Raw genomic sequence first — 26,896 nt, forward strand, 5'->3', positions numbered from 1 at the left:
CGCCGCCCGCCGGTGGCCCGCCCGCAGGTGCGCCTGCGGCCGGTGGCCCGCCTGCGGGGGGTGGCGGCTTTGGCGGTGGCGGCTTCCGTGGCGGCGGCGGTGGTGGCGGTCGCGGCGGCTTCCTCGATGGCCGCTTGCAGCTCACCGTCTTCCACACCTGGACGTTCCGGAACGAAATCGGCATCCGCCCCGGCGTACCGGTGCTCGATCTGCTGGGCGGCTCGGCGGTCGGCTCCAACGGTGGTGCGCCGCGTCACCAGATCGAAACCCGGTTGGGTGGCGGCCGGCGCGGCATTGGCGGCAGCATCGGCGTCAACTGGCAATCGGGCACATCGGTGCTGGTCGATCCGTCTGGTGCGTCGCAGTCGCCGGACGATCTGTTCTTCTCGCCGCGCACCGTCGCCAATCTGCGGCTGTTCGTCGATCTTGGCCAGCGCCAGGATGTGCTGCTGAAAATGCCGTGGCTGCGCGGCAGCCGCGTGTCCTTGCGCGTCGACAATCTGTTCAACGACCGCATCAACGTGAAGAACCGCCTGGGCGCCGAACCCATCGGCTTCCAGCGCGACCAGCTTGATCCGCTCGGCCGCACGGTGACACTCAGCTTGCGGAAATTGTTCTTCTAAGCGGTTCGCGCCGTTGCCCGCTGATGCCAGTCCTGCAGATGGCTGGCATCGGCGGGCAGGGCAATCCCGATCCAGCCGGCAAAATCCACGATCGACAGCAGCGCGATATCGGCCAGCGTGAAGCGCTCGCCGGCCAGCCACGCCCGACCCGCCAGCTGCCCGTCAAACCAGCCCAGCATCGCCGTCGCCTGCACCTTGGCGGCCTCGCCCATGGCCGGAATCTGGTTGATCAGCTTGGCGGTGTAGGGATGGCCATGCTGCCAGAACAGGCTGACCGGTGTGCCGAAGCCGGTTTCGACCCGCCGGATCCACATGTCTGTCTCTGCCCGTTCAAACGGCGTCGTGCCGATCAACGGTGGTTCGGGATGGAGTTCATCGAGATAGCGGCAGATGCTGATGGTTTCGGCGATCACCCGGCCATCGTCCAGCTCCAGGAACGGCACCTGCCCGCGCGGGTTCAGCGCCACCACTGCATCCGATTTATGCTCGCGCGCCTGCAGCGAGACCATGCGTTCTTCAAGGGTGATGCCCTTGGCCTTCAGGAACAGCCGCACCCGGCGCGGATTGGGCGCCGGATCAGGCGCAGACCAGAGCAGCATCGTCGTTTCTCCCCAATTATCACCGCAGGCATTGCGCTTTCGCAGCATGGCCAACGCCTATGTCGATCCCGGGATCAGGGCCCTGCTGGCGGTGGAATAGCAGATTTCCAGCGACTCGGTGAGAATCTTGCCGCTGTTGCCCGGATCGAACGGACCAACGTCCCACTTCACCGCATAGGCGTTCAGAAATGTCCAGGCCAGCTGGGCCTTGCCATGGGAATCGAACAGAACCACGATGATGGTCTGGGTCTTGATCGGCGATCCGTAGGTAGATCCAACCGATTGCGCCGCCCAGTCCGCCAGGGCGGATTTCTGCGTAACAAGGCCGCGTTTGAGCACCAGATTTGCATGTCTGGTCACCCCCGGCAGCTTGTGCACATAGGCATTCAGGCCGGCTTCGGTCTCCACCTGAATGTCCACCTTGGAGTCGACTCCCGACAATTCCTGAAAACTGGCATCGATGCTGTCCGCGAACACCGAAGATGCTGACGTGGAAATCCCGACCGAAAAGGCGAACGCTGGCGGCGGGGAATATTGCGTTGATGACATGATCGACTATCCGCCAACGGACATCGACATCGTCTCAAAGGCGATTTCGAGGCTCTCAACCGCAATTTCATTGCCATCCGATTTCATGTCGGTGCCGCTCAGCTTGATCGGGAAGGCGTTGTTCAACTGCCACGTGTATTGCGGCTTGCCGGTCTCATCCAGCAGCTTCACCACGATTGTCGATCGCGCGACGCTGTTCATGGTGATCGATTTGAACCAGGTCCACAGCTGCTGGTCGGTAACGAAGATGCCCTTCTTCAGGGTGATGTTGCCGACCTTGGCGAGTCCGGGCATCTTGATGGGTGCAAAGATACCGCTGCTGCCGGCGCGATATTCGATGACCTGCGCTTCCGTTTCCAGGCCAGACACTTCCTGGAACACTGGATTGCCCGGCATGCCTGTCACCGAGAAATGGAATTTCGGCAGAGGCCAGGCGGTATTCTGCGTTTCACCCGTCATGTTCATCTCCGTCCGCACGTGAACATTGGCAACCGACAGAGTATCCCTGCTGTTCAGCCATGCTGCGAGCCTGAGCCGGTGGCGCAGACGTTGCACGCGCGGCGCTTTCGCGGCAAGGGCCGGCCATGCACAGCCCGGAGATCATCGCCCAGCTTGAAGCGCTCGATACGCGGCTGCGCTGGTTGGCCGCGTGGACGATCCACAACGCCAATCACCTGCGCCCCAGCCGCGATGGCGTGAAGGTGGGCGGCCACCAGGCCAGCTGTGCCAGCATGTCCAGTATCATGGCCAGCCTCTATTTCGCAGCGTTGGGTCCCAATGATCGCGTGGCGGTGAAACCCCACGCCGGGCCGCTGCTGCACGCCATCCATTATCTGATGGGCAACCAGAGCCTTGATAAACTGCAGAATTTCCGTGGTTTCGGCGGCGCACAGAGCTACCCCAGCCGCACCAAGGACGTGATCCCGGTCGATTTCTCAACCGGCTCGGTGGGCCTGGGCGTGGCCATCACGGCCTTTGCCTCGCTGTTCCAGGATTATCTTGTCGCGCACGGAAGGCTGGCCCCCGCCGATACCGGCCGCATGATCGCATTGATGGGCGATGCCGAGCTGGACGAAGGCAATATCTATGAGGCGCTGATCGAGGCCTACAAGCACGATATTCGCGGCCTGTGGTGGATCGTCGATTACAACCGCCAGAGCCTTGATCACACCACGGCGGACCGCATGTTTCGCCGATTTGACGATATCTTCGAAACCTGCGGCTGGCGGGTGATCACGTTGAAGCACGGCCGCCGGCTGGCCGCCGCGGTGGCCGGGCCGGGCGGGGCGGCGCTGGACAAATGGTTCGATGATTGCCCCAACGCCGATTATGCCGCGCTCACCTACCAGGGCGGGGCGGCGTGGTGGGCGCGGCTGATCGCCGATCTGGGCGACGCCGTGGCCCCCCTCCTCGCCATGCACGACGATGAGGCGCTGGCCCGGTTGATGACCGATCTGGGCGGTCACTGCATGGCTTCCCTGCTCGATGCCTATGCACAGGCCGCCAGCGATGATCAGCCCTGCCTGATCATCGCCTATACGATCAAGGGTCGCGGCCTGCCGTTCGCCGGCCACAAGGACAATCACGCCGGCCTGATGACCCCCACCCAGATCGAAGGGCTGCGTGACCAACTGGGCATCCCGGCCGGGGCGGAGTGGGACAAATGGGCTGGCCTTGGCGACAACCAGGCCGCCGCCCTTCAGGCCTTCGTCGCCGCCAGCCCCGCCGCCTCCCTGCCGCGCGACCGGGCGTTTGATGCGGTGCCGGTGCCCGCCATTCCCGCGCCGATGGGCGAGGAGCAATCCACCCAATCCGCCTTTGGCCGCATCCTGTTCGATCTGGCCAAGGCCGGCGGACCGCTGGCCGATCGCATCGTCACCACCTCCCCTGATGTCACCGTGTCCACCGGGCTGGGGCCATGGGTGAATGCGCGCGGGCTGTTCCGGCGGCAGCAGATGCCCGATGTGTTCCGCGCCGCGAAAATCCCCAGCCCTCAGAAATGGCAAGGGCAGGGCAACGGGCAACATGTGGAACTGGGCATTGCCGAACATAATCTGTTCCTGGTGCTCGCCGCCGCTGGTCTCACCGCGCCACTGTTCGGCACGCGGCTGATCCCGATTGGCACCGTCTATGATCCGTTCATCGCCCGCGGCCTCGATGCGCTGAATTATGGCTGTTACCAGGATGCCCGCTTCATCCTCGTCGCCACGCCGTCCGGCGTCACATTGGGGCCGGAGGGCGGCGCCCACCAGTCGATCAACCCGCCGCTGATCGCCATGGGCCAGCCGGGCCTCACCCATTATGAGCCGGCCTATGCCGATGAACTGGCGCTGCTGCTGAGCCATGCCTTCGGCCATGTGCAGGCACCCGATGGGGAGAGCGTCTATTTCCGCCTGTCCACCCGCAGCATCGCGCAGGTGCAGCGCACCGACACGGATTGGCAGGCCGGGGCCATTGCCGGCGGCTATTGGCTGCGCACGCCTTCGTTGGGCGCAGAAGCCGCCATTGTTGCCATGGGTGCGGTGATGCCCGAAGCGATCGCCGCCTGGGAGGCGCTCAGGGAGGATATCCCCGGCCTTGGCCTGCTCGCCGTCACCAGCCCCGATATGCTGCACCGGGGTTGGCGGGCTGGCAACAGTCATGTCGAAGCCTTGCTCGCCCCGCTGCGGCCGGGCGCCCGCCTCGTCACCCTGTGCGATGCCGCGCCGGCCAGCCTGTCGTGGCTGGGCGGCGTCCACGGCCACCCCGTCGTGCCGCTCGGCGTCGATCGTTTCGGCCAGACCGGTGACCTCGTCGATCTCTATGCCGCCTTCGCCCTTGATACGGATGCCGTGATCACCGCCATGGCCAGAGCCCTCGCTGGTTGACCGCGCCCGCACAAATCGGCAAGGCATCCCACGCGTCGGGGAGTGGCGCAGTCTGGTAGCGCATCTGCTTTGGGAGCAGAGGGCCGCAGGTTCGAATCCTGTCTCCCCGACCATGTTACGCCGCACAGCGGCTCTGGTTACAGGATCAACGACGTTAATCCTGTCTCCCCGACCACTTCAACGGGCATGAAAAAGGCCCCCGCGTGGATACGCGGGGGCCTTCTCCGTTCAGGTCTGGCGCAGTGTCAGAAACGCTGGCCGAACTTGATCCCGAAGAACTGCGGCCGGATCGGGAAGTTACGCGACGAGCCCGAGCAGATCGAAATCGAGCAGAAGGTGTTCGTCGTCAGGATACCGCGCCGGTCGAACGCGTTCTGGATGAACAGGTCAACCGTCCACTTGTCCTTCTTGATGCCGGCCGAGAAATCGAACGACACGAAGCCGGCGCTGTTGCCAAGCAGATCGTTGAGATCGGTGTTGAGATCCTGGGTGGCGCCGGTCTGATAATTGGCGGCACCCTGGATATAAAGGTCCATCTTGCTGAACGTCGTGTCATAGCGCACCTGGGTGGTGCCCTTGAACTTCGGCTGGCGCGGCAGGCGGGTGCCATCGGCTGCGGCAACTTCGGGCGTCGGCGGGTTGCCGGGCACGAACTCGCCGATCTGGCAGTCCGCCAGCTGGCCGATCGTCAGATTGGTGGCATTGGCGGCAAAGTTGCAGAAATTGCCCTTCAGCTTGCCATCGTTATAGGAACCCGACGTCGAGATGGTGAACTTGCCGAGCCGCAGATCGGCATCGAACTCGATCCCCTTCACTTCGGCGTTGCCGGCGTTACCGGTGATGCCGGCACCCTGGGCCCCGGCGACAACCACCGAATATTGCAGATCATTCCACTTTTCGAGGTAGATGGCAGCGTTGAAGCGGAAGATGTTGTTCCACGTCGTCTTGAAGCCGATTTCGAAGTTGGTCAGATCTTCCGACCGGAACGGCGCCACGGCATAGACCTGGCCACCGATGCGCAGCGGCCGGCCCTGGCCGCCGGGGCGGAAACCGGTGGAATAGTTGGCATAGACCATCTTGCCAGGCGCCACCTGCCAATCCAGCGCCACCTTGTGGGTTTCGCCCTGCTCACGATAGATGAGCTGGTGGTCCGGCCGGCTGAAGTTGGTGTTGAAGCAGGTCAAACGCTCCGTGGCCGACAGCGGGGTAGGGCAGCCGCCCGGCTGCAGCGTTGCCGCCACCGAGCTGCGCACGTTCTGCGCCGATGCGGCCACACCGGCAAAGCCGACCACATTCAGTTCCGTCCAGAAATAACGGATGCCACCGGTGAGCTTCAGTGTGGGCGTGATGTTGTAATGGCCCTCGGCAAACAGGGCATAGTCGCGGGTCCTGCGGTCCTGTTCGGCGAGGTAGAAGGCTTCGCCCTTCACGGCGGGCGTGCCCAGGATCATGCTGCCGCCCTGATCGACCGGCACGCCGAACGACGTGGCGAAATCGGCGCGGTCACCGCCACCCGATTCGGTATAGCCAGCGACATCGCCCAGGCCACGCGTGGCATAGTTGTCGTTGATCTCGTTCTTCTGGAACTGGTAGAAACCGCCGAAGGTGATATCGACCGGCCAGCTCGACGGTGTCTTGAACCGCAGTTCCTGGGTGAAGATATATTCGTTGCGGTTGCCGCTGTAATATTGGGTCGGGTTCAGCAGCTTGGAGCAACGCAGCGTCGCGCCCGAGCCGGTGCAGCCCGACTTGTCGAAGAACTGCAGATAGGATTCATAGCCGGGGCCAAAGCTGTCATACGCCACGGTGTAATAGGTGTAATCGTTCAACAGCTTGATGTTGCGGCGGAAATAGCCAGTGGCGCTGACCACGTCGAAATCGCCGATATGGCCGTTGATGGTGGCCTGGGCCTGGTACCATTTGTCGTCCTGGCGGGTGTCGTCATAATCATGCACCTGCAGGTCGCCAACCTTGGGATCGAAACCGAAATAGCCCAGCGAGATCTGCCGCTGCGCAGTGATCTGCGGGTTGAAGGACCAGCCCTCGACCGGCTCCCACAGCAGCGACAGGCGGCCGCCCACTTCATCGATGCTGTTGTAATTGTTCTTCGCCTGGCGGGCATTGTTCAACGTGAAGCTGGTCAGCGGGTTATCATCGCCCAGTGCCAGCACGGCGGGCCGGCCATCGTTGAACAGGCCGTTGTTCGGCACATTGTCAACATAGCCGCCTTCCTTGCGGTAATAACCCATGGCGCGGATCGCCAGCGTTTCGCTGATGGGGATATTGATGAAGCCCTGGGCCTGGCCGCCGTAATCGCCCTTGCCGAACTTGTTGGCTTCCAGGTCCATGCCGCCCGAAAACTCGCCGATCTTCGGCTTGTTGGTGATGACGCGGATGGTGCCGGCCAGCGAGCCGGCGCCGAACAGCGTGCCCTGCGGGCCGGACAGCGCCTCGATGCGCTCCACGTCATAGACGTGGACATCGGGCAGGCCGTTCACGTTGATCGAGATATCGTCGAGATAATAGCCGGTCGCCGGATAGGCGCCACCGGCCGGCACGATGCCGCGGAAATAGACTTCGGTGCGGCCCGGCCCGAGGCCGGCGAACGACACCGACGGGATCAGCTGGGCAAAATCGGTCAGGCCCTTCACGCTGCGCTGCTGCAGCGTATCGGCGCTGAGCGCCTGCATGGAGATCGGCACCTTCTGGATGCTGGTGGCCGTGCGGGTGGCGGTAACGATGATTTCCTCGAAACCCTTTTCCTCTTCCGCGGCGGCCGTGGCCTGATCATCGGCGGCGAGTGCCGGAGACGCCATGCCAGCCAGCATGGTGGTGATGCCCAACAACCGGATGAAGCCTGCCCGGTTGCTGCCCGAGTGACGCTCCTGCGTGCGTGTCATGTGATTATTTCCCCTGTGATAAATCTGCCTGGATGTTCCCCAACACCCACAGCTGCGAATCCCATACGCCTTTTCGCGGCGCTTTACTCGTCATCTTTGTGTAATGTGATCATCACCAATCGGAACCGTTCGTATATGGGCCATTTCCCCCATCCGGGGCGGTGCGCGACCGATTGTCTGGCGGGCGATTGACGCCTAGCGTTGGGCCATGACCAGGGGGAGCGACATGCATTCGGGCAGCACGCAATCAAGGCCGCATGATGCCGATGCCCACGCCAGGGCACTGGCCGCTGCCACGGCGCGTCTGGCCGGCGAACCCGCCGCCGCCCTGGCTGCGGCCATCGCCTTGCTGGCCGAAGCGCCCGATCTGCTGCCGGCGCAGCTGTTGGCTGGTCAGGCGCTTTTCCGGCTTGGCAGGCTGGAGGAAGCGGTGGCGCGGCTTTCGGCGCTGGCGGTGCTGGCGCCCGAGGTGCCTGCCGTGCGCTGGGAACTGGCGCAGGCCGCCGCCGCCGCCGGCCAGCCGGAAACGGCAATCACGGCGCTGGAACAACTCACCCGGCAGTTGCCGGCGGTGCCGGGCGGCTGGTTCCTGCTCGGCCGCCAGTATCGGGCGGCCGGCCGCAGCGAAGATGGTTGGAAGGCCGATCTGCGCGGCGTGGCGGCATCCACGCAGGATCCGGAATTGCTGAAGGCGGCGCTGGCCATGCAGCAGGGCGAGCTGGATCAGGCTGCGGCCATGCTGGTGGCGCGGCAGGCGCGTGCTGGTGGCGATCCACCGGCCAGCCGGCTGGCCGCCGAAATCCGCTGGCGCCAGGGCGACATGCCGGCGGCCATTGCCGGGTTGGAAGCGGTGCTGGAACAGGCCCCCGGCTATGACATGGCGCGCGAATTCCTGATCCGTCTGCTGGTGCAGTCCAACCGGCTGCCGGACGCGCTGGCGCATGCCGAACTGCTGGCGACGTCGCCGGTGCAGAACCCCGGCCACGATCTGATCCTGGCCTCGGTGCTGGTGCACCTGGGTGAGCAGGGCCGTGCGCGCGGCCTGTATGAAGGCCTGCTGGCCAAGACCCCGAACCAGCCGCAGGTGTGGCAGAACCTGGGCCATGTGCTGAAGACGCTGGGCGAACAGGCCGGTGCCGTGGCTGCCTATCGCGAGGCCGTCACCCGCCAGCCGACGCTGGGCGAGGCGTGGTGGAGCCTGGCCAATCTGAAGACGGTGAAGCTGGGTGCGGCCGACATCGCCGCCATGCAGGCGGCGCTGGCAACGCTGGCGGGCGAGGCCAGCCCGCGCGCCGAAGATCTGTTCCACCTGCAATTTGCACTGGGCAAGGCGCACGAGGATCTGGGCCAGGCCGAAGCGGCCTTTCGCCATTATCTGGAGGGCAATCGCCAGCGCCGCGCCGGCATTTCCCATGATGCGGATGCCTTTTCCGCCGAGATCGATGCCGCCACGGGCGTTTTCACCGCGCCCTTTCTGGCGTCCCGCCGCGATGGCGGCTGCCCGGCGCCCGATCCCATCTTCATCGTTGGCCTGCCGCGGTCAGGCTCCACGCTGATCGAGCAGATCCTGGCCAGCCACAGCCAGGTGGAAGGCACGATGGAACTGCCCGACATGATGATGATCGCCAGCCGGCTGGCGGCCCGCGTCGAGGCCGGCGAGTTCGCCGATTTCGGTGCGATGATGGCGGCGCTCACCCCGGCGGATCGCCGGCGGCTGGGCGAGGAATATCTCGAACGCACCCGCATTCACCGCAAATCTGACAAGCCGCGCTTCATCGACAAGATGCCCAACAATTGGCAGCACACCGGGCTGATCCGCCTGATCCTGCCGAATGCCACCATTATCGATGCCCGCCGGCACCCGATGGGCTGCTGTTTTTCCGCCTGGAAACAACATTTCGCCCGGGGCCAGAGCTTTTCCTACGATCTCGTCGAAGTGGGGCGCTATTATCGGGATTATGTCCGGTTGATGGCACATTTCGATGCGGTTGATCCCGGCGCTGTCACCCGGGTCATCTATGAGGAAATGGTGGCCGATACGGAGAACCAGGTGCGCCGGCTGCTCGGCGCGGTCGGACTGGCGTTCGAACCGGCCTGTCTCGAATTCTGGCGTAACGATCGTGCGGTGCGCACCGCCAGTTCCGAACAGGTGCGCCAGCCGATCTTCACGGATGGCGTGGACCATTGGAAGGCCTTTGCACCGTGGCTTGGCCCGTTGACCGAAACATTGGGTGATGTGGTGACGGATTATCCGGCGGTGCCGGCCAGTCTGACGCCTATTTGATCAAGCCGTCTGCGACCAGCTTGGCGCGCAGAGCGCCGTTCTCCGCCATGCTCACCCGGCCAGCGCCGCGCACGGCCGCGATTTCGGCCGGCTTGAACGGCTTGACCGGCTTGGCCGGCTTGCCCAGCGTGACGGCGTGGCTCAGGATTTCAGCAATTTCGGCATCCGACATGGTGGCCATGCCGGGCATCACGCCCATCAGCGGCTTGTCGTCGACGGTGATTGGGCCGGTCAGGCCATAAAGCACGACCCGCGCCATATATTGCCGCCCTTCCGGGCTCTGGGCGATGGTGGCGGCGCGGCCGGCAAGGCGGGGAAACTGGCCGGCAAGCCCGGAACCACTGGCCTGGTGGCACATGGCGCAGCGGGCGACAAAGGCCGCGCGCGGTTCGGCAGCCACTGGAGCAGCCAGCCCGGCAACAACCAGCAGTGCCGCAGACCAACGATTGAAATTCATGCCATCATCCTTGCCATTGCAGCCTGCGCGCGCTCGCGCGCGGTCACCGCTCATGGTCAAATACTGGACAGTCATCAAGGGGGCGTCAACCCGCTCGGCATGGGTCAAACGGCGCAGCTTCGTGCAAAGGCTGCGCGCTTCTGCCAGCCGCGCAGCGCGCTTCTGGACGCCGGAACAGTGCTGCGGTAAGCCCTGATCGATGGCAAAGACAGGCGCAAAGCCGGCAGGAACAGCCCCGCTCCGTCCGGGTGTGTACGGGCGTGGCACCGAAACGGTGGATCTGATCCTGACGGCCGCGCTCGACGTGCTGGTGGATGAAGGCGCGGCGGCCTTCACCCTGCGCCGCATCGCGGCGCGCTGCGGCATGCAGGTCGGCAAATTATCCTATCATTTCGCGCGCAAGGAATTGCTGATCCAGCTGCTGCTGGATGATCTGCTCGATTTCTACGAGGGCCTGCTCGATGAAAGCGTGCGCCAGCCGCATCTCGATCCGGAAGAACAGCTGCGCCGGATGATCGGCCTGGTGCTCGATGATATCGGCAGCAAGCGCACCACCCATGTCTTCACCGAGCTTTGGGCCCTTTCCAACCATAATCCGGTGGTGGCGGAACGGGTGGCGGCCTTTTACCGGCGCGCCCATGCCAATCTGGCGGCGGCGATCGCGCCGCTCAATCCGGCGCTGTCGCCGGCGCAGGTTGATGTGGTGGCCCGTTTTGTCAGCGCCACGCTGGAAGGCACCACCATCTTTGCCGGCCATGGCAAGCCCTGGGCCAACGAGATGCCGCAGTTGAAGCTGCTGGCGGTGCGTTCCATGCTGCACTTGGCCAGCACGCTCCATCCCGACGAACTGCCGGGCCTGGCCTGACCCTACGTCATTCGCGCATGGCCTGCGCATCGGTCTTGACGAATATTTGACACACGTCCAGCATGCTTCCGATTGGCGCTGGGCAGTCGGTCGCCGGCTTGGAGTCGCCGATGGGTGATTTCCGAAAACGGGAAATGGGGGAAAGGGCTTTGGCAAGCATGATCAGTGCATCCATCACGGCAAGGCTGAGCAGGCTGGCGTGCGCCTCCCTGATCTCGGCGTTGGCCATCAGCGCCGGCAGCGCGGCCTGGGCACAAACGCCGGCACCGGCCGCCGCCACAGCAGCCGCCACCAGGGCCCCGGTCGAACCGGAAGAGCCTTTCACCCACAAATTGCCGGAATGGTCGCCGCACTGGGGCTTCGTGCGCGGCGGCTGGGAAAATGGCGGCACCCGCATCTGGAACGGCGATACCGGCAAGATGCTGGGCCTTGTTGCCACCGGGCGCTGGTCCGATCTGGCCCTCGATCCCAAGCGGCGCTTCATCTATGTCGCCGAAACCATCTGGACCAAGGTGAACCGCGGCACGCGGCAGGACATGATCTCGGTCTATGATCCGGTCAACATGGCGCTGCTGGCGGAAATCCCGCTGCCGGGCCGGTTGATCATCGGCGCCATGAAGAACAACTTCGTCATCAGCGATGATGGCAAGACCGGCTTTGTCTATAATTTCAGCCCGGCTTCCTCGGTGAACGTGGTCGATCTGGAAAAGCGCAAGCTGTCCCAGGTCGTCGAACTGCCGGGCTGCGCCAGCCTGGTGCCGGTGGCGGGTATCGGTTTTTCGGCGCTCTGCTCGGATGGCACGCTGGCCACGGTCACCGTGGGCCCGAAGACGTCGACCGTGACCAACAGCCAGCCCTTCTTCAAGGCCGCTGAAGACGGTGTGTTCGATTTCTATGCGTATGATCGCACCAAGGGCGAGATCGTCACCCTCACCTATACCGGCCTCGTGCGGACCGTGAAGCTGGGCGCAACGCCGGTGATTGGCGAGGCTTTCTCGATCCAGGCCGCCGCTGGCGTGCGCCCGGGTGATACGAAGCCACTGGATATCAACTGGTTCCCCGGCGGCCGGCAGGCGATGACGCTGCACCGCGCCACCGGCATGCTCTATGTGCTGATGCACCGCGGCGAATATTGGACGCAGAAGGCCCCCGGCGAAGAATTGTGGGTGGTCGACATGGCGACCCGCAAGGTCGTCAAGCGCGTGCCGCTGAAGAAGGAAGCCGGCAATATCGAAGTGACCCAGGACGCCAAGCCGCTGATTTTCCTGTCGGGCGATGAAGGCCTGCTGCAGGTGATGGATGCCGCCACCTACGAGATCAAGCACACGATCGAGCGTGGCGGTGGCGGCGTCATTGCCACGCCGGATATCGACTGAGGCGCGGCGTGGCGCTTGTCCTTGCCTTGGCTTGTGTCGCGGCCAGTGTCGCCGTGGCCCTGCTGCTGGCGGTTGCCGGCATCGACAAGCTGCGTCGCCGTGATCTGCTGCCCGGCGTGATCGCCAACTATCGTCTGCTGCCGGACGCGCTGGTGGCCCCGGCGGCGCTTGCGCTGCCGGTGGCGGAGCTGGCGGTGGCGGCCGGGCTGCTGCTGGGAATGGCGCCCATCGCACCGCTGGCGGCGATCGCGCTGCTGCTGATCTTTGCAGCGGCGATGGCCATCAATATCGGGCGCGGCCGTCGTCATATCGATTGCGGTTGCGGCCATGCTGGCTTGCGCCAGTCGCTGGGCTGGGGGCAGGTACTGCGCAACCTGGTGCTGGCGGCGGCGCTGCTGCCGGCGCTGCTGGCCGATCGCGCCGCCCTGGGGGCGGCTGATCTGGCGGTGGCCATGGCGGCCGGGGTGGTGCTCTATCTGTTCATGCTGATGATCTCCGCGCTGGGAGCGTTGAACATTTCAGCGCCCGGGCGTGGATAGGAAAGAGTGGCGATGTCGACCTTGCTGATCATCAACGAAGCGCTGCAATGGCTGGCCCTGGGCGCGCTGCTGGTCGCCCTGCTGGCGCTGGCGCGGCAGGTGGGCGTGCTGCATGTGCGCGTGGCCCCGGCCGGTGCGCTGGATGCCAATCGCGGCCCGGCCGTGGGCGACAAGGCGCCGGTGCTGCCGGTAACCACGCTGGCAGGCCGGCCGTTCCTGATCGGTGGCCCTGCGCCCGGTCTGCAACTGCTGATGTTCGTTTCTGCGGCCTGCCCGATGTGCAAGACGCTGATTCCGGTGGCCAAATCCTTTGCCGCCGCCGAACGGGTGAGCCTGGTGTTCATCGGCGATGATGATCCGGCGGTGCAGGCATCGCTGGTGGAAAAGCAGGGCCTCGCCGGCTTCCCGTTCATCAATGATGACAGCATTGGCCGCCAGTTCGAGGTGGACAAGCTGCCCCACGCCGTGCTGCTCGATGGGCAGGGCGTGGTGCTGGCCAAGGGCCTGGTCAACAGCCGGGAGCATCTGGAAAGCCTGATCATCAGCCATGAAATGGGCGTGAAAAGCGTACAGGATTATATCGCTGGCCTGCCGACACCGGCAAAGGTGGACGCATGACCGGCCGCAGCGCAGCAGTTATGGGGGAAGAGGCATGAAGCGTTTCGATTTTGACGGCCTTGGTGAAAAGCTGCTGCGCAATTTTGCCGGCAACAGCTCGCGCCGCTCGTTCCTCAGCAAGCTGGGGGCAACCATCGTGGCCGCACCGGCCTTCCCGCTGCTGCCGGTGGCCCGCGCCCAGGCGCAACCGTCCAAGCCGGACCGGTCGCCCGAAGCCAAGACCGCCTTTGCCCGCAACGCCCAGACCAAGGACGACACCAAGTGCGATTACTGGCGCTATTGCGCCATCGATGGCAGCCTGTGCTCCTGCTGCGGCGGCGGCATGTCGAGCTGCCCGCCCGGCGCTGAACCGTCGCCGGTGTCGTGGGTCGGCACCTGCATCAATCCCGATGACGGCAAGGCCTATCTGATCGCCTATCGCGATTGCTGCGGCAAATCGGCATGCGGCCAGTGCGGTTGCGACAACACCGATCGCGAAACTCAGCTGTACATGCCGCAGCTCAACAACAACGTGATCTGGTGCTTTGGCACCAAGAGCATGGAGTATCACTGCTCCACCGCCGTGCTGGTCGGCAAGGCCAGCTGAGGCGGCGTGATCGGGCACCGGGTCTGGCCTGCGGCAACCGCGCTTGCCGGCCTGATGCTGCTGGTCGCCGCTGCCCCGCCGGCTGAAGACCCCTATGCCAGCGGGCCGGTGACCTCCTTCTCGGTGGTGGGCGATGTCAGTGGCCTGCCGGCCAGTTTCCCGGCCGACATGAACCTGGCCCAATCGGATTATGTGGAACAATGCGGCGGCTGCCACGGCATCAAGGGCAATGCCGCGCCGGCCGATCTGCCCAATCTGCAGGGCCGTGTCGGCTGGTTCATGTGCCTGCCCGAAGGCCGCGCCTATCTCACCCGGCTGCCCAATGTCGCGCGCAGCCGCATCAGCGATCACAAGCAGATGGCGGACCTGCTGAATTTCATGGTCTTTGGCCTGGGCGGCAAATCCACGCCCGCCGGCACCAGGCCGTTCACGGCCGCCGAAGTGGCCGCGGGGCGCACCACGGCCTACACCTCGGTCAGCCTCATCAAGGTGCGGGCGCAGATCGTCGACAAGGTGATCCAGAAATGCGGCGCCCCCGCCTCGCTGCGACTGATGTATCCGCCCGACGCCGTGCGCACGGCGCTTCCGCTAGCCGGCAGGGCCCGCAAGGCGGGTTAGGGCTTGGCCGGCGCTGGTTGCCAGCGCCATTCCAGCGCCTGCACCTGCGCCATCGGCGTGGGTGCCAGCAGGGCATAGGCGATCACCATGCCGCGCTCGCAATTCCAGAGATATTCGCCTTCCAGCGCCCCCATGGCACGCACGCCGGGCGGCGTCGGGCAGTTGCCGGCCCTGGCCTTGATCGCCGCGATATCGGCATTGCGGTGGGCGGCATCGCGATCCATCAGCAGGTTCACCGCCGGCGCCATGCTGCCGACGCTGCCACTGGTCAGCGCCTTGTGCACCGGGATCACCAGCTGGGCCAGGGCAGGCGACAGTGGCACCACGTCGGTGCGCACCAGTCCGGCATCGTGCATCGCGATCAGCGCGTCCCACGCCGGTGCCGACGGGCCGGCATAGGTGCGGTTGGTCAGCACGAAGATGCCCCAGCCGCTTTCCGGCGCGATGATCATGTGGCTGCCATAGCCGGGATAGCCGCCGCCGTGGAACGCCACCCGGCCCATCGTGCAATCATCACCAACCCTGAGCCCGCCGCCATAAACCACGGCGATGCTGCAGGGCGAATTGGCGGCCATGGTCGGTCGCATCACCCGGCGCGGTGAGCCTTCACCGCGCAGCAGCGAGCGCACCGTCACGCGTGGGCCGGTTTCGCCGATCTGCCCCGGCCAGGCCGACAGGAGATGATCGATCCAGCGCGCATAGTCCGGCCCGGTGGTGATCACGCCGCCCATGGCGCCGAAGGTGCCGGGGCCCATCTCGGGCTCCGCCTTCCAGGTGCCATCTTCCCAGCGCCAGCCGGTGGCCAGCTTGGCGCGCGGCACGTCGGCAACGTTGAAGGTGGTGCTGGTCATGCCCAGCGGCTGGAACCGGCGGCGGGCGATCTCGGCTTCAAAGGGCTGGCCGCTCACGTTGCGGATGGTGCGGCCCAGCAGGGCATAGCCCAGATTGCTATATTCGTGGGTCAGGCCGGTGGCGCGGGTGAACGGCACGCCGGCCTTGAGCAAGCCTGTGAAGTCCGCTTCCGGCAGCGGCGTCTGGCGATCGCCCCACGGATCATCGGTGACGAAGCCGGCCATGTGATGCACCAGATCGGTGACGGTGAGACCGTCGCCCCAGCCGGCGACTTCGGGCACATGCACTGCCAGCCGATCGTCCAGCCGCAACTTGCCTTCCGCGGCAAGGTCATAAAGGGTCAGCGCGGTGAACGCCTTGGTCATGCTGGCGATGCGGAAGCGCGTGTCTGGCTCCACCGGGCGGCCGCTGGTGACATCGGCGAGGCCGGATACGCCCGAATGCACCAGGCCTTCGCCGCGCTTGACGATCCCCCAGGTCAGCCCGGGAACCTGATTGGCCTGCGCCCATTCGCGCATGCTGCCATCGATGCGGGTGGCCAGATCGGCGGGCAGGGGGGCCGCGCTGACAGGTGCCGCCAGCAACGCCCCAAAGGCCAGCGGCGCCAGAAACGCCCTCACATCTCTTTCCCGTCGCTGATCTTGTAGAACACGCCGGCGCCATCGCCGCCGGCCAGTTCCAGCGTGCCTTCGATGGTGCGCACATCATAATTCATCGGCACGGCGCTGGAGACCTTCACCTCGATGAACTGCTGTGGGCCGGGATTGAGGTGGAAGGGGCAATCGGGCGGATAGGCCAGCAGCACGAAATGGCTCTGGCTGGCGCCCTTGCCCAGCGGCAGCATGTAACCGTTGATCTTCACCCGCTTGCCGGCCAGCGACTTCACCGTGGCAGGATAGACCGGCTTCACCGCGCCGGCCTTGGCGGCGGCTGGGTCTTCCCTGGCGGCTTCCAGCACCGCCCACGGCACGCCGCCGGGCGGGGTAGGGGCCGGTTTCCAGACCGATTCCGATGGCTTCAGCGCGGTTTGCGCCACGGCGGCGGGGGCCGTGAACAGCAGGGCGATGGCGATCAACAGACGGGCGAGCATTTGTCCCTCCTAGCGGGCGTTTGCCAGCGTTTCGGCAATATCAGTCTTGAGCACCCTGAGCGCGGGAATCAAGGCGGCAATCAGCCCGATCCCCAGTGCGGCGGCGACAATCAGCGCTTCGCCGGGGTGGAAGGCCAGCGCGTTCAGCCCCAGCGCACGCAATTGTTCGATGCTGGCCGCCGCCATCCCGATCACGCCATGGCCCAGCAACAGCCCCAGGGCGGCCCCCGCACTGGCCAATATCAGCCCCTCGCTGGCCACCTGCCCGATGATCGCCGCGCGGCTGGCACCGATCACCCGCAGCATCGCCATGTCCCCCTCCCGCTCCTTCAGCGCGGTGAGCAGCGCCACGAAGATGGACAGGCCGGCGGTGAGCATCAGCAGCACGGCAAAGGCGCGCACCGCATCCAGCCCAACGCCGACGAGTGCCAGCAGGCGGGAGACTTCCACCGCCGGCACCGCGGCCTGCAGATTGGTCTGGCGGTTGATGAAGCCGGGCAGGCGCACCGCCGCAATCGGGCTGCCGAAGCGCACCAGCACGGCGGTGACTTCGGCTGCACCGGCATGGGCCTCGTGCTCCGCCTCGCTTTCATCGTCGTGATGCGCGTCCGGGCGCTCGATGCCGTGCACTTCCCACACGCTGTCCACCCGGGTCAGGATCAGCCGGTCGATCACCGTGCCGGTGGGTTGCAGGCGGCCCACCACGATGAACGGCGTTTCCTCGTGGCGGGGGCCATCCTCTCCGCTGCTCATGCCGTGGCCGCCCACGAAACGCTGGCCGAGATTGGCACCCGTGCGCGCCGCCACATCGGCACCGATCACCGCCTCCATCTTCGCGGCAAACATGCGGCCATCGGCCAGCGATGCGCCCAGCAGCGCCGGATAGGCCGGTTCGGTGCCGACGATCCGGAACGATCGGAAACTGTCGCCCAGCGCCAGCGGGATGGCTTCGGCGACGCCCAGCTGCCGGCGCAGCAGGTCGACCGTTTCGAGCGGCACATTCCCGGTCGGGATATCGACATGATAGACCGAACTCAGGATCAGCTGCAGCGGCGAGCCCTTGGCACCCACCACCATGTCCACCCCTTGCGCATCGCGATCGAAGCGGTTTTCGAGCTGGCTGGAGAACAGCAGCAGGATGACGAGGCTGGCCACGCTCAGCGCCAGCAACAGGATGTTGAGCGCGGTGTTGAGGCCGCGGTCCCTGAGGTACGCAAGGCTGAGCCCGATCATGCCGCCACCGGCGCCATCAGGTTGAGCCGGTTGGCAAAGCGCGGCGCGATGCGGCCATCATGGGTGGCAACCAGCAGCGTCGCGCCGGTGGCATCGGCCACGTCGAACATCAGATCGATCATGCGTGCAGCGTTGGCATCGTCCAGCGCGCTGGTCGGCTCGTCGGCGACCACCAGCCGCGGCCGGGTGATCAGTGCGCGGGCGATGGCGGCGCGCTGGCCTTCGCCCTGCGAAAGCTGGCGTGGCCGGGCAGCAGCGCGATGCGAAAGGCCAACCCGGTCGATCATGCCGGCAATGGCAGCGCGATCAACATGGCCCAGCGCCAGTTGCTGGGCCAGGGCCAGATTGTCGGTCACGCTCAAGGCCGGGATCAGCCGCAGCGTCTGGAACACCAGCCCGATGGTGCGGCGGCGCAAGCCATCGCGGGCCACAGGCGGCAGGGCGCTCATCACCTCGCCCGCCACGCTGATCGCGCCGTGGCTGGGGGTGAGCAGGCCGGTGACGATGTTGATGAAAGTGGTTTTCCCTGAACCCGATGGCCCCAGCAGCAGGGCGTGGGCGCCGGGCTGCAGCTGCCAATCGCCGATGGCCATCACCGTGCGGCCATCGCGCTCATGCGAAAGGCCCCTGGCTTCCACCAGGGGCCCTTGCGCGGTCTTCGAATTGGTCAGCGTATCAGGGTTGGACATTGGCCAAGGCTACAGCGCCAACTGCGCCGGCAGTAGCCTGCGCAGTGGCGACATCATCCTTCATGCCCAGCCGTTTCAGCATGGCAAGGCGAGCATTTTCAATGGCTTCCTGGCGGCGCTGTTCGGCAATGCGGGCCGCGGCCTCGGCATAGGCACCGGCATAGGGATCGCTGCCATCGGGCGCATAGTGGCTGTAACCCGGCATGCCATCAAAGGCGCAAGCGCTGGCAGCACCGGCAGACGCCAGAATGGCAGTGGCAGCAACAACGGCGATCAGGCGCATGGAAAACCCCTCCCATCGACTCAGTCACGACACAATGTCACATTCGCGCTCCCCCGGCAACGCGTCTGCCGGTGGGCAAATGCCGCAGACGCGGTGGCGGTGCTTGCCAAGGACCGGCCAGCGCGGCAATGGGCAACGATTGAGCTGCAAGGGACGGGATCAAGATGCGCGTGCTGGGACGGGTAGTGATGTGGGCGGCGCTCGCCCTGCTGGGGGCAACGGCACAGGCCAGCCCGATCGAGCAGACCAAGGGTGCTTTCGTCGACAAGTTCCGCCAGCTGGAAGGCGAGGATTGGCCCACCCCGACCGATTATCGCAACGCCGCCGGCGCGCCGGGCCATCGTTACTGGCAGCAGAAGGTGGATTATCGCATCTCCGCCAGCCTGAACGAGGCCACCCGCACGATCAGCGGCGTGGAGACCATCACCTATCGCAACAACAGCCCGGATTCGCTCAAATATCTGTGGCTGCTGCTCGATCAGAATTACAAGCGCAACCATATCGCCGAGCGCACGGAAACCGTGTCGCCGGGCGGCAGTGTGAGCATGACCGAGGTGCGCAAGGTCATGCGCTACAAGGAATGGGAAGGCGGCTTCAATGCGCTGAAGGTGACGGATGCTGCGGGCCGGGCGCTGAAATTCACCGTGGTGGACACGCTGCTGCGCATCGACCTGCCGTCGGCGCTGGCCAGCGGCGGTGTCGCCACCGTGAAGATCGAATTCACCCTGCCGATGCCCGAAACCCGGGTGGTGGGCGGCCGGTCGGGCTATGAATGTTTCACCAAGCCGGATCAGGACGGCAATTGCCTGTTCCTTGCCGCCCAGTGGTTCCCGCGCGCGGCGGTCTATTCCGACTATGAAGGCTGGCACAACAAGGCCTTCGTTGGCGACGGCGAGTTCACGCTGGAATTCGGCGATTATGATGTGTCGATCACCGTGCCGGCCGATCATGTCGTTTCGGCCACCGGCGTGCTGGCCAATCCCGAGATCCTGAGCGCGGCGCAGCGCGCGCGCCTGGCGCAGGCCCGCACGGCGAAGGAGCCGGTCTATATCGTCACCCCGGCCGAAGCGCTGGCGGCGGAAAAGCAGACGGCCAGCGGCACCCGCACTTGGCGCTTTACCGCCAGCAACGTGCGTGATTTCGCCTGGGCGTCGTCCCGCAAGTTCGTCTGGGATGCGATGGGCGTCAAACAGGATGATCCGTCCAACCCGCTGGTGATGGCGATGAGCTTCTATCCCAAGGAAGCCCGCCCGCTGTGGGATGCCTATTCCACCAAGGCCATCGCCCATACCATTGATATCTATGGCGAGTTTGCCTTCGCCTATCCCTATCCGACGGCGCAGAGCGTCAACGGCCCGGTGGGCGGCATGGAATATCCGATGATCACCTTCAACGGCCCGCGCCCGGTGAAGGACAAGAAGACCGGCCAGCTCACCTATACCGAGCGCGCCAAATATGGCCTGATCGGCGTCGTCATCCACGAAGTCGGCCACAGCTGGTTCCCGATGATCGTCAACAGCGACGAGCGCCAGTGGACGTGGATGGACGAAGGCATCAACAGCTTCCTGGAATTCGAGGCCGAACGGCGCTGGGATCCGGAATTCCCGCGCTCGCGCGGCGAACCGCGCGACATTGTCGAATATATGGTGAGCAGCGATCAGGTGCCGCTGATGACGCACAGCGACAGCCTGCTGCAGTTCGGCAACAACGGCTATACCAAGCCGGCGACCGCACTGGTGATCCTGCGCGAAACCATCCTGGGCCGCGAATTGTTCGATTTCGCCTTCCGGGAATATAGCCGCCGCTGGCGCTTCAAGCGGCCGACGCCCTATGATTTCTTCCGCACCATGGAAGAGGCCTCGGGTGTTGATCTCGATTGGTTCTGGCGCGGCTGGTTCTATTCGACCGACCATGTCGACATCAGCCTCGACAAGGTGGTGCAGGCTCGGCTCGACACCCGCAATCCGGAGGTGGAAAAGGCCTATAATCGTGAGCGCAAGAAGGCCGAGCCGCAATCGCTGACGGCCGCGCGCAACACCCAGGTGCCGGTGAAGGAACGCGATCCGTCCACGCGCGACTTCTATGACGAGACTGACCGCTTCACGGTGACCGCCAAGGACCGCAAGGACTATGAGTCCCTGCAGAAGAAGCTGGAGCCCGAGGAAGCCGCCGTGCTGGGCTTCAAGGACAATTTCTATCACTTCTGCTTCCGCAATATCGGCGGCCTGGTGATGCCGGTGATCCTGAAGCTGGATTATACCGACGGCACCAGCGAGACCATCCGCATCCCGGCCGAACTGTGGCGCCGCAACCACAAGGCGGTGACCTGGCAGCATGTGAGCCCCAAGACGCTGAAAAGCGCCGAAGTCGATCCGCTGTGGGAAACCGCGGATGCCGATCGCAGCAACAACGCCTTCCCGCGCCGGATCGAGCCCGCCGTGCTGAAGGTGCGCGACGAACCCGCCGGCGCCGACAACCGCATGGCCGACAGCGAAGTGGAAGTGACGCCGGACAGCACCAAAACGCGGCCATCTAAGAAAGACGAGAAAAAGGACGAAAAGTGAGGCTGCTGGCGGCGATCGCCCTGCTGCTGGCTGTGCCAGCGGCAGCGCATCGCGGCCATGCCAGCCTGGCCGTGGTGGAGATTGACGCCCGGTCCGGCGCTGTCTCCGTCACCCACCATCTACAGGCCCATGATGTCGAACCGGCGCTGGTCGATATCGCGCCGGATGCCCAGCCCAGTCTGGATGATCCGGATGCGCTGCAGGCGCTGGTGGCCTATGTCGGCCAGCGTTTCCGCATCAGCGGGGTGCGGCTGGCACCGGCCGGGCAGACATTGGCCGGCGACACGGTGCTGCTGCGCTACATTGGCCGTTTGAAGGGCAGGCCAAAAACCGTGCTGATCGCCGGGGCCTTGTTTGGCGAGACGTGGGACGATCATTCCACCCAGGTGAATGTGCGGCGCGGCGGCCTTACCCGCACGCTGCAGTTTCGTCCCGGCGATCCGGAAAAGCCGGTGAACCTCGCCAGCGACTGAAGCCCCGCCTGAACCTGCGCCTGTGCGCACGTGTCGCAGCTGCGGCGGCGGCTCCGACGGCGCTGATCTGCCCCTCTACGCCAAACAACGTAACGCCCTGCGGCTGCGTGTCATGCATCTGTCACGCGCAATGTCAGGCCAGAATCGGGGCACGTGCCAACGGCAAGGCGCACCCCGGGCCCGGCAGTGACGGCAATTTTCGCCCCGGTGCAGGCCGGGCATGATGGGGGTCCAGACTGATGACGACGAACAACCGCGCTGCAGATCGTGTTCGCTGGCTGGCCCTGCTGGGGGTGGCCTCGCTGGCCATGGTGATGCCGGCCGCGGCGCAAACCGCGCCGACGACCGCCGATGCCGATCCGGAGGCCGCGGAAGAAACCAGCGTCATCACCGTCACCGGTTCCCGCATCGCCCGTACCGGCTATGATGCGCCAACGCCGGTTTCCGTGGTCACCGAGGCTGAACTGAAGGCCGAACCGCAGGCCAATATCGGCGATTATGTGAACACGCTGCCTTCGGTGCGCGGCTCGCAAAGCTCGTCCACCAACTCGGGTTCGCTGTCCAACGGCCAGGCCGGCATCGCCACGGTCAACCTGCGCAACCTCGGCGCCGCGCGCACGCTGGTGCTGATCGACGGGCAGCGATCGGTCGCCTCCACGCCGGTGGGCTTCGTCGATACGCAGACGGTGCCGCAGGGCCTGATCAAGGGCGTTGAAGTCGTCACCGGCGGCGCCTCGTCGGCCTATGGTTCCGATGCCGTCGCCGGCGTGGTCAACTTCGCGCTCAACCGCGATTTCAAGGGCTTCCGCGCCGAATATGAATTCGGCATCACCGATTACGGCGATACGCCCAACCACACGTTCCGCATCACCAGCGGTTTCGATTTCGCCGATGGCCGCGGCAAGGTGCTGCTGGCCGGCGATTATTTCACCCAGAAGGGCGTTGATACCTATGATCGCCCCTGGCAGCAGAGCGGCTTTTTCCAGATCGACAATCCGGCTTTCGTGCAGGGCAACGGCCAGCCCGAACGCCTGGTGGGCAGCGGCATCGGCACCTATCAGTTCACGCCCGGCGGCATCATCAACACCGGCCCGTTGCGCGGCACCTATTTTGGCCAGATCACCAACGGCCAGGCCAGCCTGAACCAGTTCACCTATGGCCCCAATCGCGGCCAGTGGATGATCGGCGGCGATTATCTGATCAGCCGCGATGGCCATCTGAACACCAACAGCCTGTCGCCCGATGAAGAGCGCGGCAACGTCTTTGGCCGCCTCAGCTTTGAGGTCAGCCCGGCCTTCGTGCCGTTCGTGCAGTACAGCTATTCCGGCTACAACGGCCGCAGCTTCTACCAGCAGACGCCCAGCGTTGGCGTCACCATCCAGCGCGACAACGCCTTCCTGCCCACCGCGCTGGTGGCCGACATGACAGCGCGCGGCCTCACCAGCATCTCGATCGGCACCAGCAACAATGGCTTCCCGGCCGCGGGTTCCAACAACACCCGCGAAGTCTATCGCTTCGTTGCCGGCGCCGATGGCGAATTCGAACTGGGCAAGGGCAGCTGGAAATATGCGGCCTATTATCAGGCCGGTATCGCCCGCACCAACGAACTGCTCACCAACACCTGGCTCAACAGCCGGGTCAGCCTGGCCCAGGATGCGGTGCGGGCGCCGGCCGGCAACGCCGCCGGCATCGCGGCGGGCACCATCGTCTGCCGCTCCACGCTCACCAACCCGACCAACGGCTGCGTTCCGCTGAACCGCATCGGCATCGGCGGCGTGACGCAGGCCGCCATCGATTATGTGTTCAACAACGGCCAGCAGCCGCAGCGTTTCCAGACCCTGCGCCAGGACGTGGCGGCGCTGAACATCTCCACCAACGACCTGTTCGACACCTGGGCTGGCCCGGTCAGCTTCGCCTTTGGTGGCGAGTATCGCCGGGAACGGGTGGATGGCTCGGTCGATCCGCAGTTCAACAGCGGCTGGCTCTACGGCAACTACCTGGTCACCAGGGGCAGCTATACGGTGAAGGAAGCCTTCGCCGAAACCGTGGTGCCGCTGGCCAAGGGCCTGGATTTCAACGGCGCCGTGCGCGTCACCGATTATTCCACCTCCGGCAGCGTCACCACCTGGAAACTGGGCGCCACCTGGCAGGTGATCGATGATTTCAAGCTGCGCGTCGTGCGCAGCCGCGACATCCGCGCGCCCAACCTCAACGAACTCTTCGCCCCTGGCACCGCCCGCACCAACACGGTGAACGTGGCGCAGCCCGGCGGCGGCCAGCGCACCGATCAGTTCCTCGAACAGACCACCGGCAACACCGCACTGCAGCCGGAAACGGCACTCACCTGGGGCATCGGCGGCGTCTTCACGCCCAGCTTCCTGCCCGGCTTTGCCGCCTCGGTGGATTATTTCGACATTGATCTTTCGGGCGCGATTTCCACCATCTCGGCGCAGACCATCACCTCGCTGTGCATCGAACAGAACCGCCAGGATCTGTGCCAGTTCATCACCTTCAACGGCACGCCGGGTGCCGCCAGCCCGATCACCTCGATCCGGCTGGTGCCGTTCAACTTTGCTTCGGTGAAGGTGCGCGGGATCGATCTGGAAGCCAGCTATCGCTTTGATCTGGGCGGGGGCAAGGCCACGCTGCGCGGCCTCGTCAGCCACTATATCGACAACATCATCGACAACGGCATCGACGTTGCCCGCGATCTGGCCGGCCAGAATGCCGGCGGCGGCGATGCCACGCCGTCGTGGAACTATCGCCTCACCGCCAATTACGAGATCGACAGCTGGAGCTTCAACCTCGTCGGCCGCGGCTTCTCGGATGGGGTGTACGACAACAACTTCATCGAATGCACCACCGGCTGCCCGGTCTCCACGCCGCAGGCCCGCACCATCAACAACAACCGCATCGCCGGCCAATGGTATGTCGATGCCTCCATCACCAAGAAGGTGAAGCTGGGCGGCTCCAAGGTCGATCTGTTCCTCTATGTGCGCAACCTGTTGAACAGCGATCCGGTGCTGGTCGGCAACGGCCCGACCGGCAACAACACGCCGGCCTATCCGCAGACCAACCGCAGCTTGTATGATGTGCTGGGCCGCGTGTACCGTATGGGCGTGCGTTTCGAATATTGATCGAGCCAACAGGGGGGCTTTGACCATGAAGACTAAAACGATGATCGCGGCATTGCTGGCGGCAAGCGTGATGGCCAGTCCGGCGTTCGCGCTGGCCACGCCGGCCCAGAAGAAGGTCGCCGCCGAACTGGTCGATGCGCAGGCCAAGCTGGCGCAGGAAATGGTGGACATGGTGTTCAGCTATGCCGAACCCGGTTTCCAGGAACACAAGACCAGCGAATATCTGACCGGCATCCTGGAAAAGAACGGCTTCACCGTGGTGCGCGGCGCCGCTGGTATCCCGACGGCCTTTACCGCCACGTGGAGCAACGGTCCCGGCCCCAAGATTGCGCTGGGCAGTGACATCGATGGCCTGCTCGGCCTGTCGCAATATCCCGGCGTCGTGCAGATGAAGCCGATGGTGGAAGGCGGCCCCGGCCACGGCGAAGGCCACAACAGCGGCATGCCGATGATGATCGTCGCCGCCCTGGCCGCCAAGCAGGTGATGGAAAAGAACGGCATCAAGGGCACGCTGATGCTGTGGCCCGGCGTTGCCGAAGAACTGCTCGCCACCAAGGCCTATTATGTGCGCGCCGGCATGTTCAAGGATGTCGATGCGTCGATCTTCGCCCACGTTGGCCGCGATCTGGGCACGCAATGGGGCCCGGCCGGCAACAACGGCATGGTCAGCGTGGAATATACGTTCAAGGGCAAGACCGCCCATGCCGCCGGCCAGCCGTGGGACGGCCGCTCGGCGCTGGATGCCGTGGAACTGATGAACATCGGCTGGAACATGCGGCGCGAGCATCTGCCCGTCACCCAGCGCAGCCATTATGTGATCACCGAAGGCGGCGGCCAGCCCAACATCGTGCCGGAAAAGGCCAGCGTCTGGTATTATTTCCGCGAAGGCAATTTCGCCAAGATCCGCGGCCTTTATGAAATCGGCAACCGCATCGCCGCCGCCGCCGCCATGGCCACCGATACCACGGTGACCAAGCGCACGCTTGGCTATGCCGCGCCCAATTATGGCAACAAGCCGCTGGCCGAGGCGCTCTATGCCAATATCAAGGCCGTTGGCCTGCCGACATGGAGCGCGGCGGACCAGGGCTTTGCCAAGGCGATGCAGCAGGCCAACGGGGTGAAGGTGGAACCGCTGGTCACCACGCTCGCCCCGCTTTCCACGCCTGATCTGCGCGGCCAATCGATGGGCGGCGGTTCGGATGACATCGGCGACATCATGTGGACGGTGCCCACCGTCACCATCCGTTACCCGTCCAACATTCCCAACGCCATTGGCCACAACCGCCAGTCGGCCATCGCCATGGCGACGCCCATTGCCCACAAGGGCGTGATGGTCGGCGCCAAGGCGGTCGCCATGACCATCCTCGATCTGGCCACCACGCCCAAGATCATTGCGGATGCCAAGGCCTATCAGCAGGACGTACAGTTCAAGAGCGACACGTATGACCCGCTGCTGACGGCCGAAGACAAGCCGGCGATCTGGCTGAACGCCGATATCATGGCCAAGATGCGGCCGCAGCAGATGCCGTTCTATTATGATCCGGCCAAGTACAAGACCTATCTGGAACAGCTTGGCATCAATTACGAAGACTTTGCCAAGGTGAAGTGAGCCTTTGGTGAGCGCAAACGGGAAGGGCCGGTGCCGCGAGGTGCCGGCCCTCCTTGTTTTGGCCCCCCATGTTTGATCGTTGACG

The 26,896-nt window shown here is 64.9% G+C and carries 23 protein-coding genes, 1 tRNA gene and 1 pseudogene; 14 read left to right on the plus strand and 11 right to left on the minus strand.

The window, feature by feature from the left end:
• Positions 1-623: pseudogene (locus D619_RS15575) on the plus strand (TonB-dependent receptor); the annotation flags it as partial.
• Here D619_RS15575 and D619_RS0104605 read toward each other — a convergent pair.
• From D619_RS0104605 to D619_RS0104615, 3 genes are read right to left on the minus strand one after another with little or no spacing between them, the layout of a single operon-like run.
• Positions 620-1,222 (minus strand): glutathione S-transferase family protein, encoded by a 603-nt coding sequence (locus D619_RS0104605; protein WP_017667397.1) that lies wholly within the window; start codon positions 1,220-1,222, stop codon positions 620-622. The pseudogene D619_RS15575 and the gene D619_RS0104605 overlap by 4 nt on opposite strands.
• Before the next feature lie 57 nt (positions 1,223-1,279).
• Entirely contained in the window at positions 1,280-1,771 is a 492-nt protein-coding gene (locus D619_RS17140) for a phage tail protein (protein ID WP_081587041.1), read from the minus strand.
• 6 nt (positions 1,772-1,777) lie between these two features.
• Positions 1,778-2,326 (minus strand): phage tail protein, encoded by a 549-nt coding sequence (locus D619_RS0104615; protein ID WP_206536339.1) that lies wholly within the window; start codon positions 2,324-2,326, stop codon positions 1,778-1,780.
• A gap of 29 nt (positions 2,327-2,355) precedes the next feature.
• On the opposite strand from D619_RS0104615, the gene D619_RS0104620 reads away from it, so the two are divergent.
• A complete protein-coding gene (locus tag D619_RS0104620; RefSeq protein ID WP_017667400.1) occupies positions 2,356-4,638 on the plus strand; it encodes a hypothetical protein in 2,283 nt (760 codons plus the stop codon).
• Between the two features lie 36 nt (positions 4,639-4,674).
• A tRNA-Pro gene (locus D619_RS0104625) sits at positions 4,675-4,751 on the plus strand.
• A 132-nt stretch (positions 4,752-4,883) separates the two neighbouring features.
• Here D619_RS0104625 and D619_RS0104630 read toward each other — a convergent pair.
• Positions 4,884-7,538 (minus strand): TonB-dependent receptor, encoded by a 2,655-nt coding sequence (locus tag D619_RS0104630; protein WP_017667401.1) that lies wholly within the window; start codon positions 7,536-7,538, stop codon positions 4,884-4,886.
• A gap of 208 nt (positions 7,539-7,746) precedes the next feature.
• Between D619_RS0104630 and D619_RS0104635 the strand changes: the two genes are divergently transcribed.
• Positions 7,747-9,822 carry a sulfotransferase gene (locus tag D619_RS0104635; RefSeq protein ID WP_347574768.1) on the plus strand — a complete coding sequence of 692 codons (2,076 nt, stop codon included), beginning with the start codon at positions 7,747-7,749 and terminating at the stop codon, positions 9,820-9,822.
• Here D619_RS0104635 and D619_RS0104640 read toward each other — a convergent pair.
• A complete protein-coding gene (locus D619_RS0104640) occupies positions 9,815-10,279 on the minus strand; it encodes a cytochrome c (RefSeq protein ID WP_026090716.1) in 465 nt (154 codons plus the stop codon). The genes D619_RS0104635 and D619_RS0104640 overlap by 8 nt on opposite strands.
• A 274-nt stretch (positions 10,280-10,553) precedes the next feature.
• Between D619_RS0104640 and D619_RS0104645 the strand changes: the two genes are divergently transcribed.
• Positions 10,554-11,144 carry a TetR/AcrR family transcriptional regulator gene (locus tag D619_RS0104645; RefSeq protein ID WP_243442605.1) on the plus strand — a complete coding sequence of 197 codons (591 nt, stop codon included), beginning with the start codon at positions 10,554-10,556 and terminating at the stop codon, positions 11,142-11,144.
• Positions 11,145-11,151: 7 nt separating this feature from the next.
• Here the strand turns inward: D619_RS0104645 and D619_RS18020 are convergent, their stop codons facing one another.
• The gene (locus D619_RS18020) at positions 11,152-11,373 is read right to left on the minus strand and encodes a hypothetical protein (RefSeq protein ID WP_017667405.1); all 222 of its coding nucleotides are present in this window, start codon (positions 11,371-11,373) and stop codon (positions 11,152-11,154) included.
• Here D619_RS18020 and D619_RS0104655 point away from each other — a divergent pair.
• The 5 genes from D619_RS0104655 to D619_RS15585 are packed head-to-tail and all read left to right on the plus strand — an operon-like array spanning position 11,366 to position 14,881.
• Positions 11,366-12,520: an amine dehydrogenase large subunit gene (locus tag D619_RS0104655; RefSeq protein WP_017667406.1), complete on the plus strand. Its 1,155-nt coding sequence runs from the start codon at positions 11,366-11,368 to the stop codon at positions 12,518-12,520. The genes D619_RS18020 and D619_RS0104655 overlap by 8 nt on opposite strands.
• 8 nt (positions 12,521-12,528) lie before the next feature.
• Positions 12,529-13,059, plus strand: a complete 531-nt coding sequence (locus tag D619_RS0104660) for a MauE/DoxX family redox-associated membrane protein (protein WP_017667407.1) — start codon at positions 12,529-12,531, stop codon at positions 13,057-13,059.
• Between the two features lie 12 nt (positions 13,060-13,071).
• Entirely contained in the window at positions 13,072-13,677 is a 606-nt protein-coding gene (locus D619_RS0104665; RefSeq protein ID WP_017667408.1) for a hypothetical protein, read from the plus strand.
• Between the two features lie 34 nt (positions 13,678-13,711).
• Positions 13,712-14,263 (plus strand): methylamine dehydrogenase (amicyanin) small subunit, encoded by a 552-nt coding sequence (gene mauA, locus D619_RS0104670; protein WP_017667409.1) that lies wholly within the window; start codon positions 13,712-13,714, stop codon positions 14,261-14,263.
• Positions 14,264-14,317: 54 nt separating this feature from the next.
• Positions 14,318-14,881 (plus strand): hypothetical protein, encoded by a 564-nt coding sequence (locus D619_RS15585; RefSeq protein ID WP_020480386.1) that lies wholly within the window; start codon positions 14,318-14,320, stop codon positions 14,879-14,881.
• Here the strand turns inward: D619_RS15585 and D619_RS15590 are convergent.
• The 5 genes from D619_RS15590 to D619_RS0104700 are packed head-to-tail and all read right to left on the minus strand — an operon-like array spanning position 14,878 to position 19,028.
• Positions 14,878-16,353: a serine hydrolase domain-containing protein gene (locus D619_RS15590; protein ID WP_017667411.1), complete on the minus strand. Its 1,476-nt coding sequence runs from the start codon at positions 16,351-16,353 to the stop codon at positions 14,878-14,880. The genes D619_RS15585 and D619_RS15590 overlap by 4 nt on opposite strands.
• Entirely contained in the window at positions 16,350-16,823 is a 474-nt protein-coding gene (locus tag D619_RS0104685) for a DUF3299 domain-containing protein (RefSeq protein WP_017667412.1), read from the minus strand. The genes D619_RS15590 and D619_RS0104685 overlap by 4 nt, the downstream gene beginning before the upstream one ends.
• Positions 16,824-16,832: 9 nt before the next feature.
• The gene (locus tag D619_RS0104690) at positions 16,833-18,056 is read right to left on the minus strand and encodes an ABC transporter permease (protein WP_017667413.1); all 1,224 of its coding nucleotides are present in this window, start codon (positions 18,054-18,056) and stop codon (positions 16,833-16,835) included.
• Positions 18,053-18,745: an ATP-binding cassette domain-containing protein gene (locus tag D619_RS0104695; RefSeq protein ID WP_017667414.1), complete on the minus strand. Its 693-nt coding sequence runs from the start codon at positions 18,743-18,745 to the stop codon at positions 18,053-18,055. The genes D619_RS0104690 and D619_RS0104695 overlap by 4 nt, the downstream gene beginning before the upstream one ends.
• Complete coding sequence (locus tag D619_RS0104700) at positions 18,732-19,028, minus strand: hypothetical protein (protein ID WP_017667415.1); 297 nt, start codon at positions 19,026-19,028, stop codon at positions 18,732-18,734. The genes D619_RS0104695 and D619_RS0104700 overlap by 14 nt, the downstream gene beginning before the upstream one ends.
• A 164-nt stretch (positions 19,029-19,192) precedes the next feature.
• On the opposite strand from D619_RS0104700, the gene D619_RS0104705 reads away from it, so the two are divergent.
• The 4 genes from D619_RS0104705 to D619_RS0104720 all read left to right on the plus strand — a co-directional run bounded on the left by D619_RS0104705 (position 19,193) and on the right by D619_RS0104720 (position 26,811).
• Complete coding sequence (locus tag D619_RS0104705) at positions 19,193-21,592, plus strand: M1 family metallopeptidase (RefSeq protein WP_026090719.1); 2,400 nt, start codon at positions 19,193-19,195, stop codon at positions 21,590-21,592.
• Positions 21,589-22,065: a DUF6702 family protein gene (locus tag D619_RS0104710; protein WP_017667417.1), complete on the plus strand. Its 477-nt coding sequence runs from the start codon at positions 21,589-21,591 to the stop codon at positions 22,063-22,065. Before D619_RS0104705 ends, D619_RS0104710 begins: the two co-directional genes overlap by 4 nt.
• Positions 22,066-22,304: 239 nt before the next feature.
• On the plus strand, positions 22,305-25,202 hold the full coding sequence (locus D619_RS0104715; RefSeq protein ID WP_017667418.1) for a TonB-dependent receptor: 2,898 nt from the start codon (positions 22,305-22,307) through the stop codon (positions 25,200-25,202).
• A gap of 25 nt (positions 25,203-25,227) precedes the next feature.
• Positions 25,228-26,811, plus strand: coding sequence for an amidohydrolase (locus D619_RS0104720; RefSeq protein ID WP_026090721.1), 1,584 nt, complete (start codon positions 25,228-25,230; stop codon positions 26,809-26,811).
• The last annotated feature ends 85 nt before the right edge of the window (positions 26,812-26,896 follow it).

The organism is Sandarakinorhabdus sp. AAP62, from assembly GCF_000331225.1.
Classification (GTDB): domain Bacteria; phylum Pseudomonadota; class Alphaproteobacteria; order Sphingomonadales; family Sphingomonadaceae; genus Sandarakinorhabdus.

Excerpts from the sequence above, each read along its gene's own strand:
- D619_RS0104605 (WP_017667397.1), bottom strand. The coding sequence starts at position 1,222 with ATGCTGCTCTGGTCTGCGCCTGATCCGGCGCCCAATCCGCGCCGGGTG.
- D619_RS17140 (WP_081587041.1), bottom strand. The coding sequence starts at position 1,771 with ATGTCATCAACGCAATATTCCCCGCCGCCAGCGTTCGCCTTTTCGGTC.
- D619_RS0104620 (WP_017667400.1), top strand. The coding sequence starts at position 2,356 with ATGCACAGCCCGGAGATCATCGCCCAGCTTGAAGCGCTCGATACGCGG.
- D619_RS0104630 (WP_017667401.1), bottom strand. The coding sequence starts at position 7,538 with ATGACACGCACGCAGGAGCGTCACTCGGGCAGCAACCGGGCAGGCTTC.
- D619_RS0104635 (WP_347574768.1), top strand. The coding sequence starts at position 7,747 with ATGACCAGGGGGAGCGACATGCATTCGGGCAGCACGCAATCAAGGCCG.
- D619_RS0104640 (WP_026090716.1), bottom strand. The coding sequence starts at position 10,279 with ATGAATTTCAATCGTTGGTCTGCGGCACTGCTGGTTGTTGCCGGGCTG.
- D619_RS18020 (WP_017667405.1), bottom strand. The coding sequence starts at position 11,373 with ATGGCCAACGCCGAGATCAGGGAGGCGCACGCCAGCCTGCTCAGCCTT.
- D619_RS0104665 (WP_017667408.1), top strand. The coding sequence starts at position 13,072 with ATGTCGACCTTGCTGATCATCAACGAAGCGCTGCAATGGCTGGCCCTG.
- mauA (WP_017667409.1), top strand. The coding sequence starts at position 13,712 with ATGAAGCGTTTCGATTTTGACGGCCTTGGTGAAAAGCTGCTGCGCAAT.
- D619_RS15585 (WP_020480386.1), top strand. The coding sequence starts at position 14,318 with ATGCTGCTGGTCGCCGCTGCCCCGCCGGCTGAAGACCCCTATGCCAGC.
- D619_RS0104685 (WP_017667412.1), bottom strand. The coding sequence starts at position 16,823 with ATGCTCGCCCGTCTGTTGATCGCCATCGCCCTGCTGTTCACGGCCCCC.
- D619_RS0104690 (WP_017667413.1), bottom strand. The coding sequence starts at position 18,056 with ATGATCGGGCTCAGCCTTGCGTACCTCAGGGACCGCGGCCTCAACACC.
- D619_RS0104695 (WP_017667414.1), bottom strand. The coding sequence starts at position 18,745 with ATGTCCAACCCTGATACGCTGACCAATTCGAAGACCGCGCAAGGGCCC.
- D619_RS0104700 (WP_017667415.1), bottom strand. The coding sequence starts at position 19,028 with ATGCGCCTGATCGCCGTTGTTGCTGCCACTGCCATTCTGGCGTCTGCC.
- D619_RS0104705 (WP_026090719.1), top strand. The coding sequence starts at position 19,193 with ATGCGCGTGCTGGGACGGGTAGTGATGTGGGCGGCGCTCGCCCTGCTG.
- D619_RS0104715 (WP_017667418.1), top strand. The coding sequence starts at position 22,305 with ATGACGACGAACAACCGCGCTGCAGATCGTGTTCGCTGGCTGGCCCTG.
- D619_RS0104720 (WP_026090721.1), top strand. The coding sequence starts at position 25,228 with ATGAAGACTAAAACGATGATCGCGGCATTGCTGGCGGCAAGCGTGATG.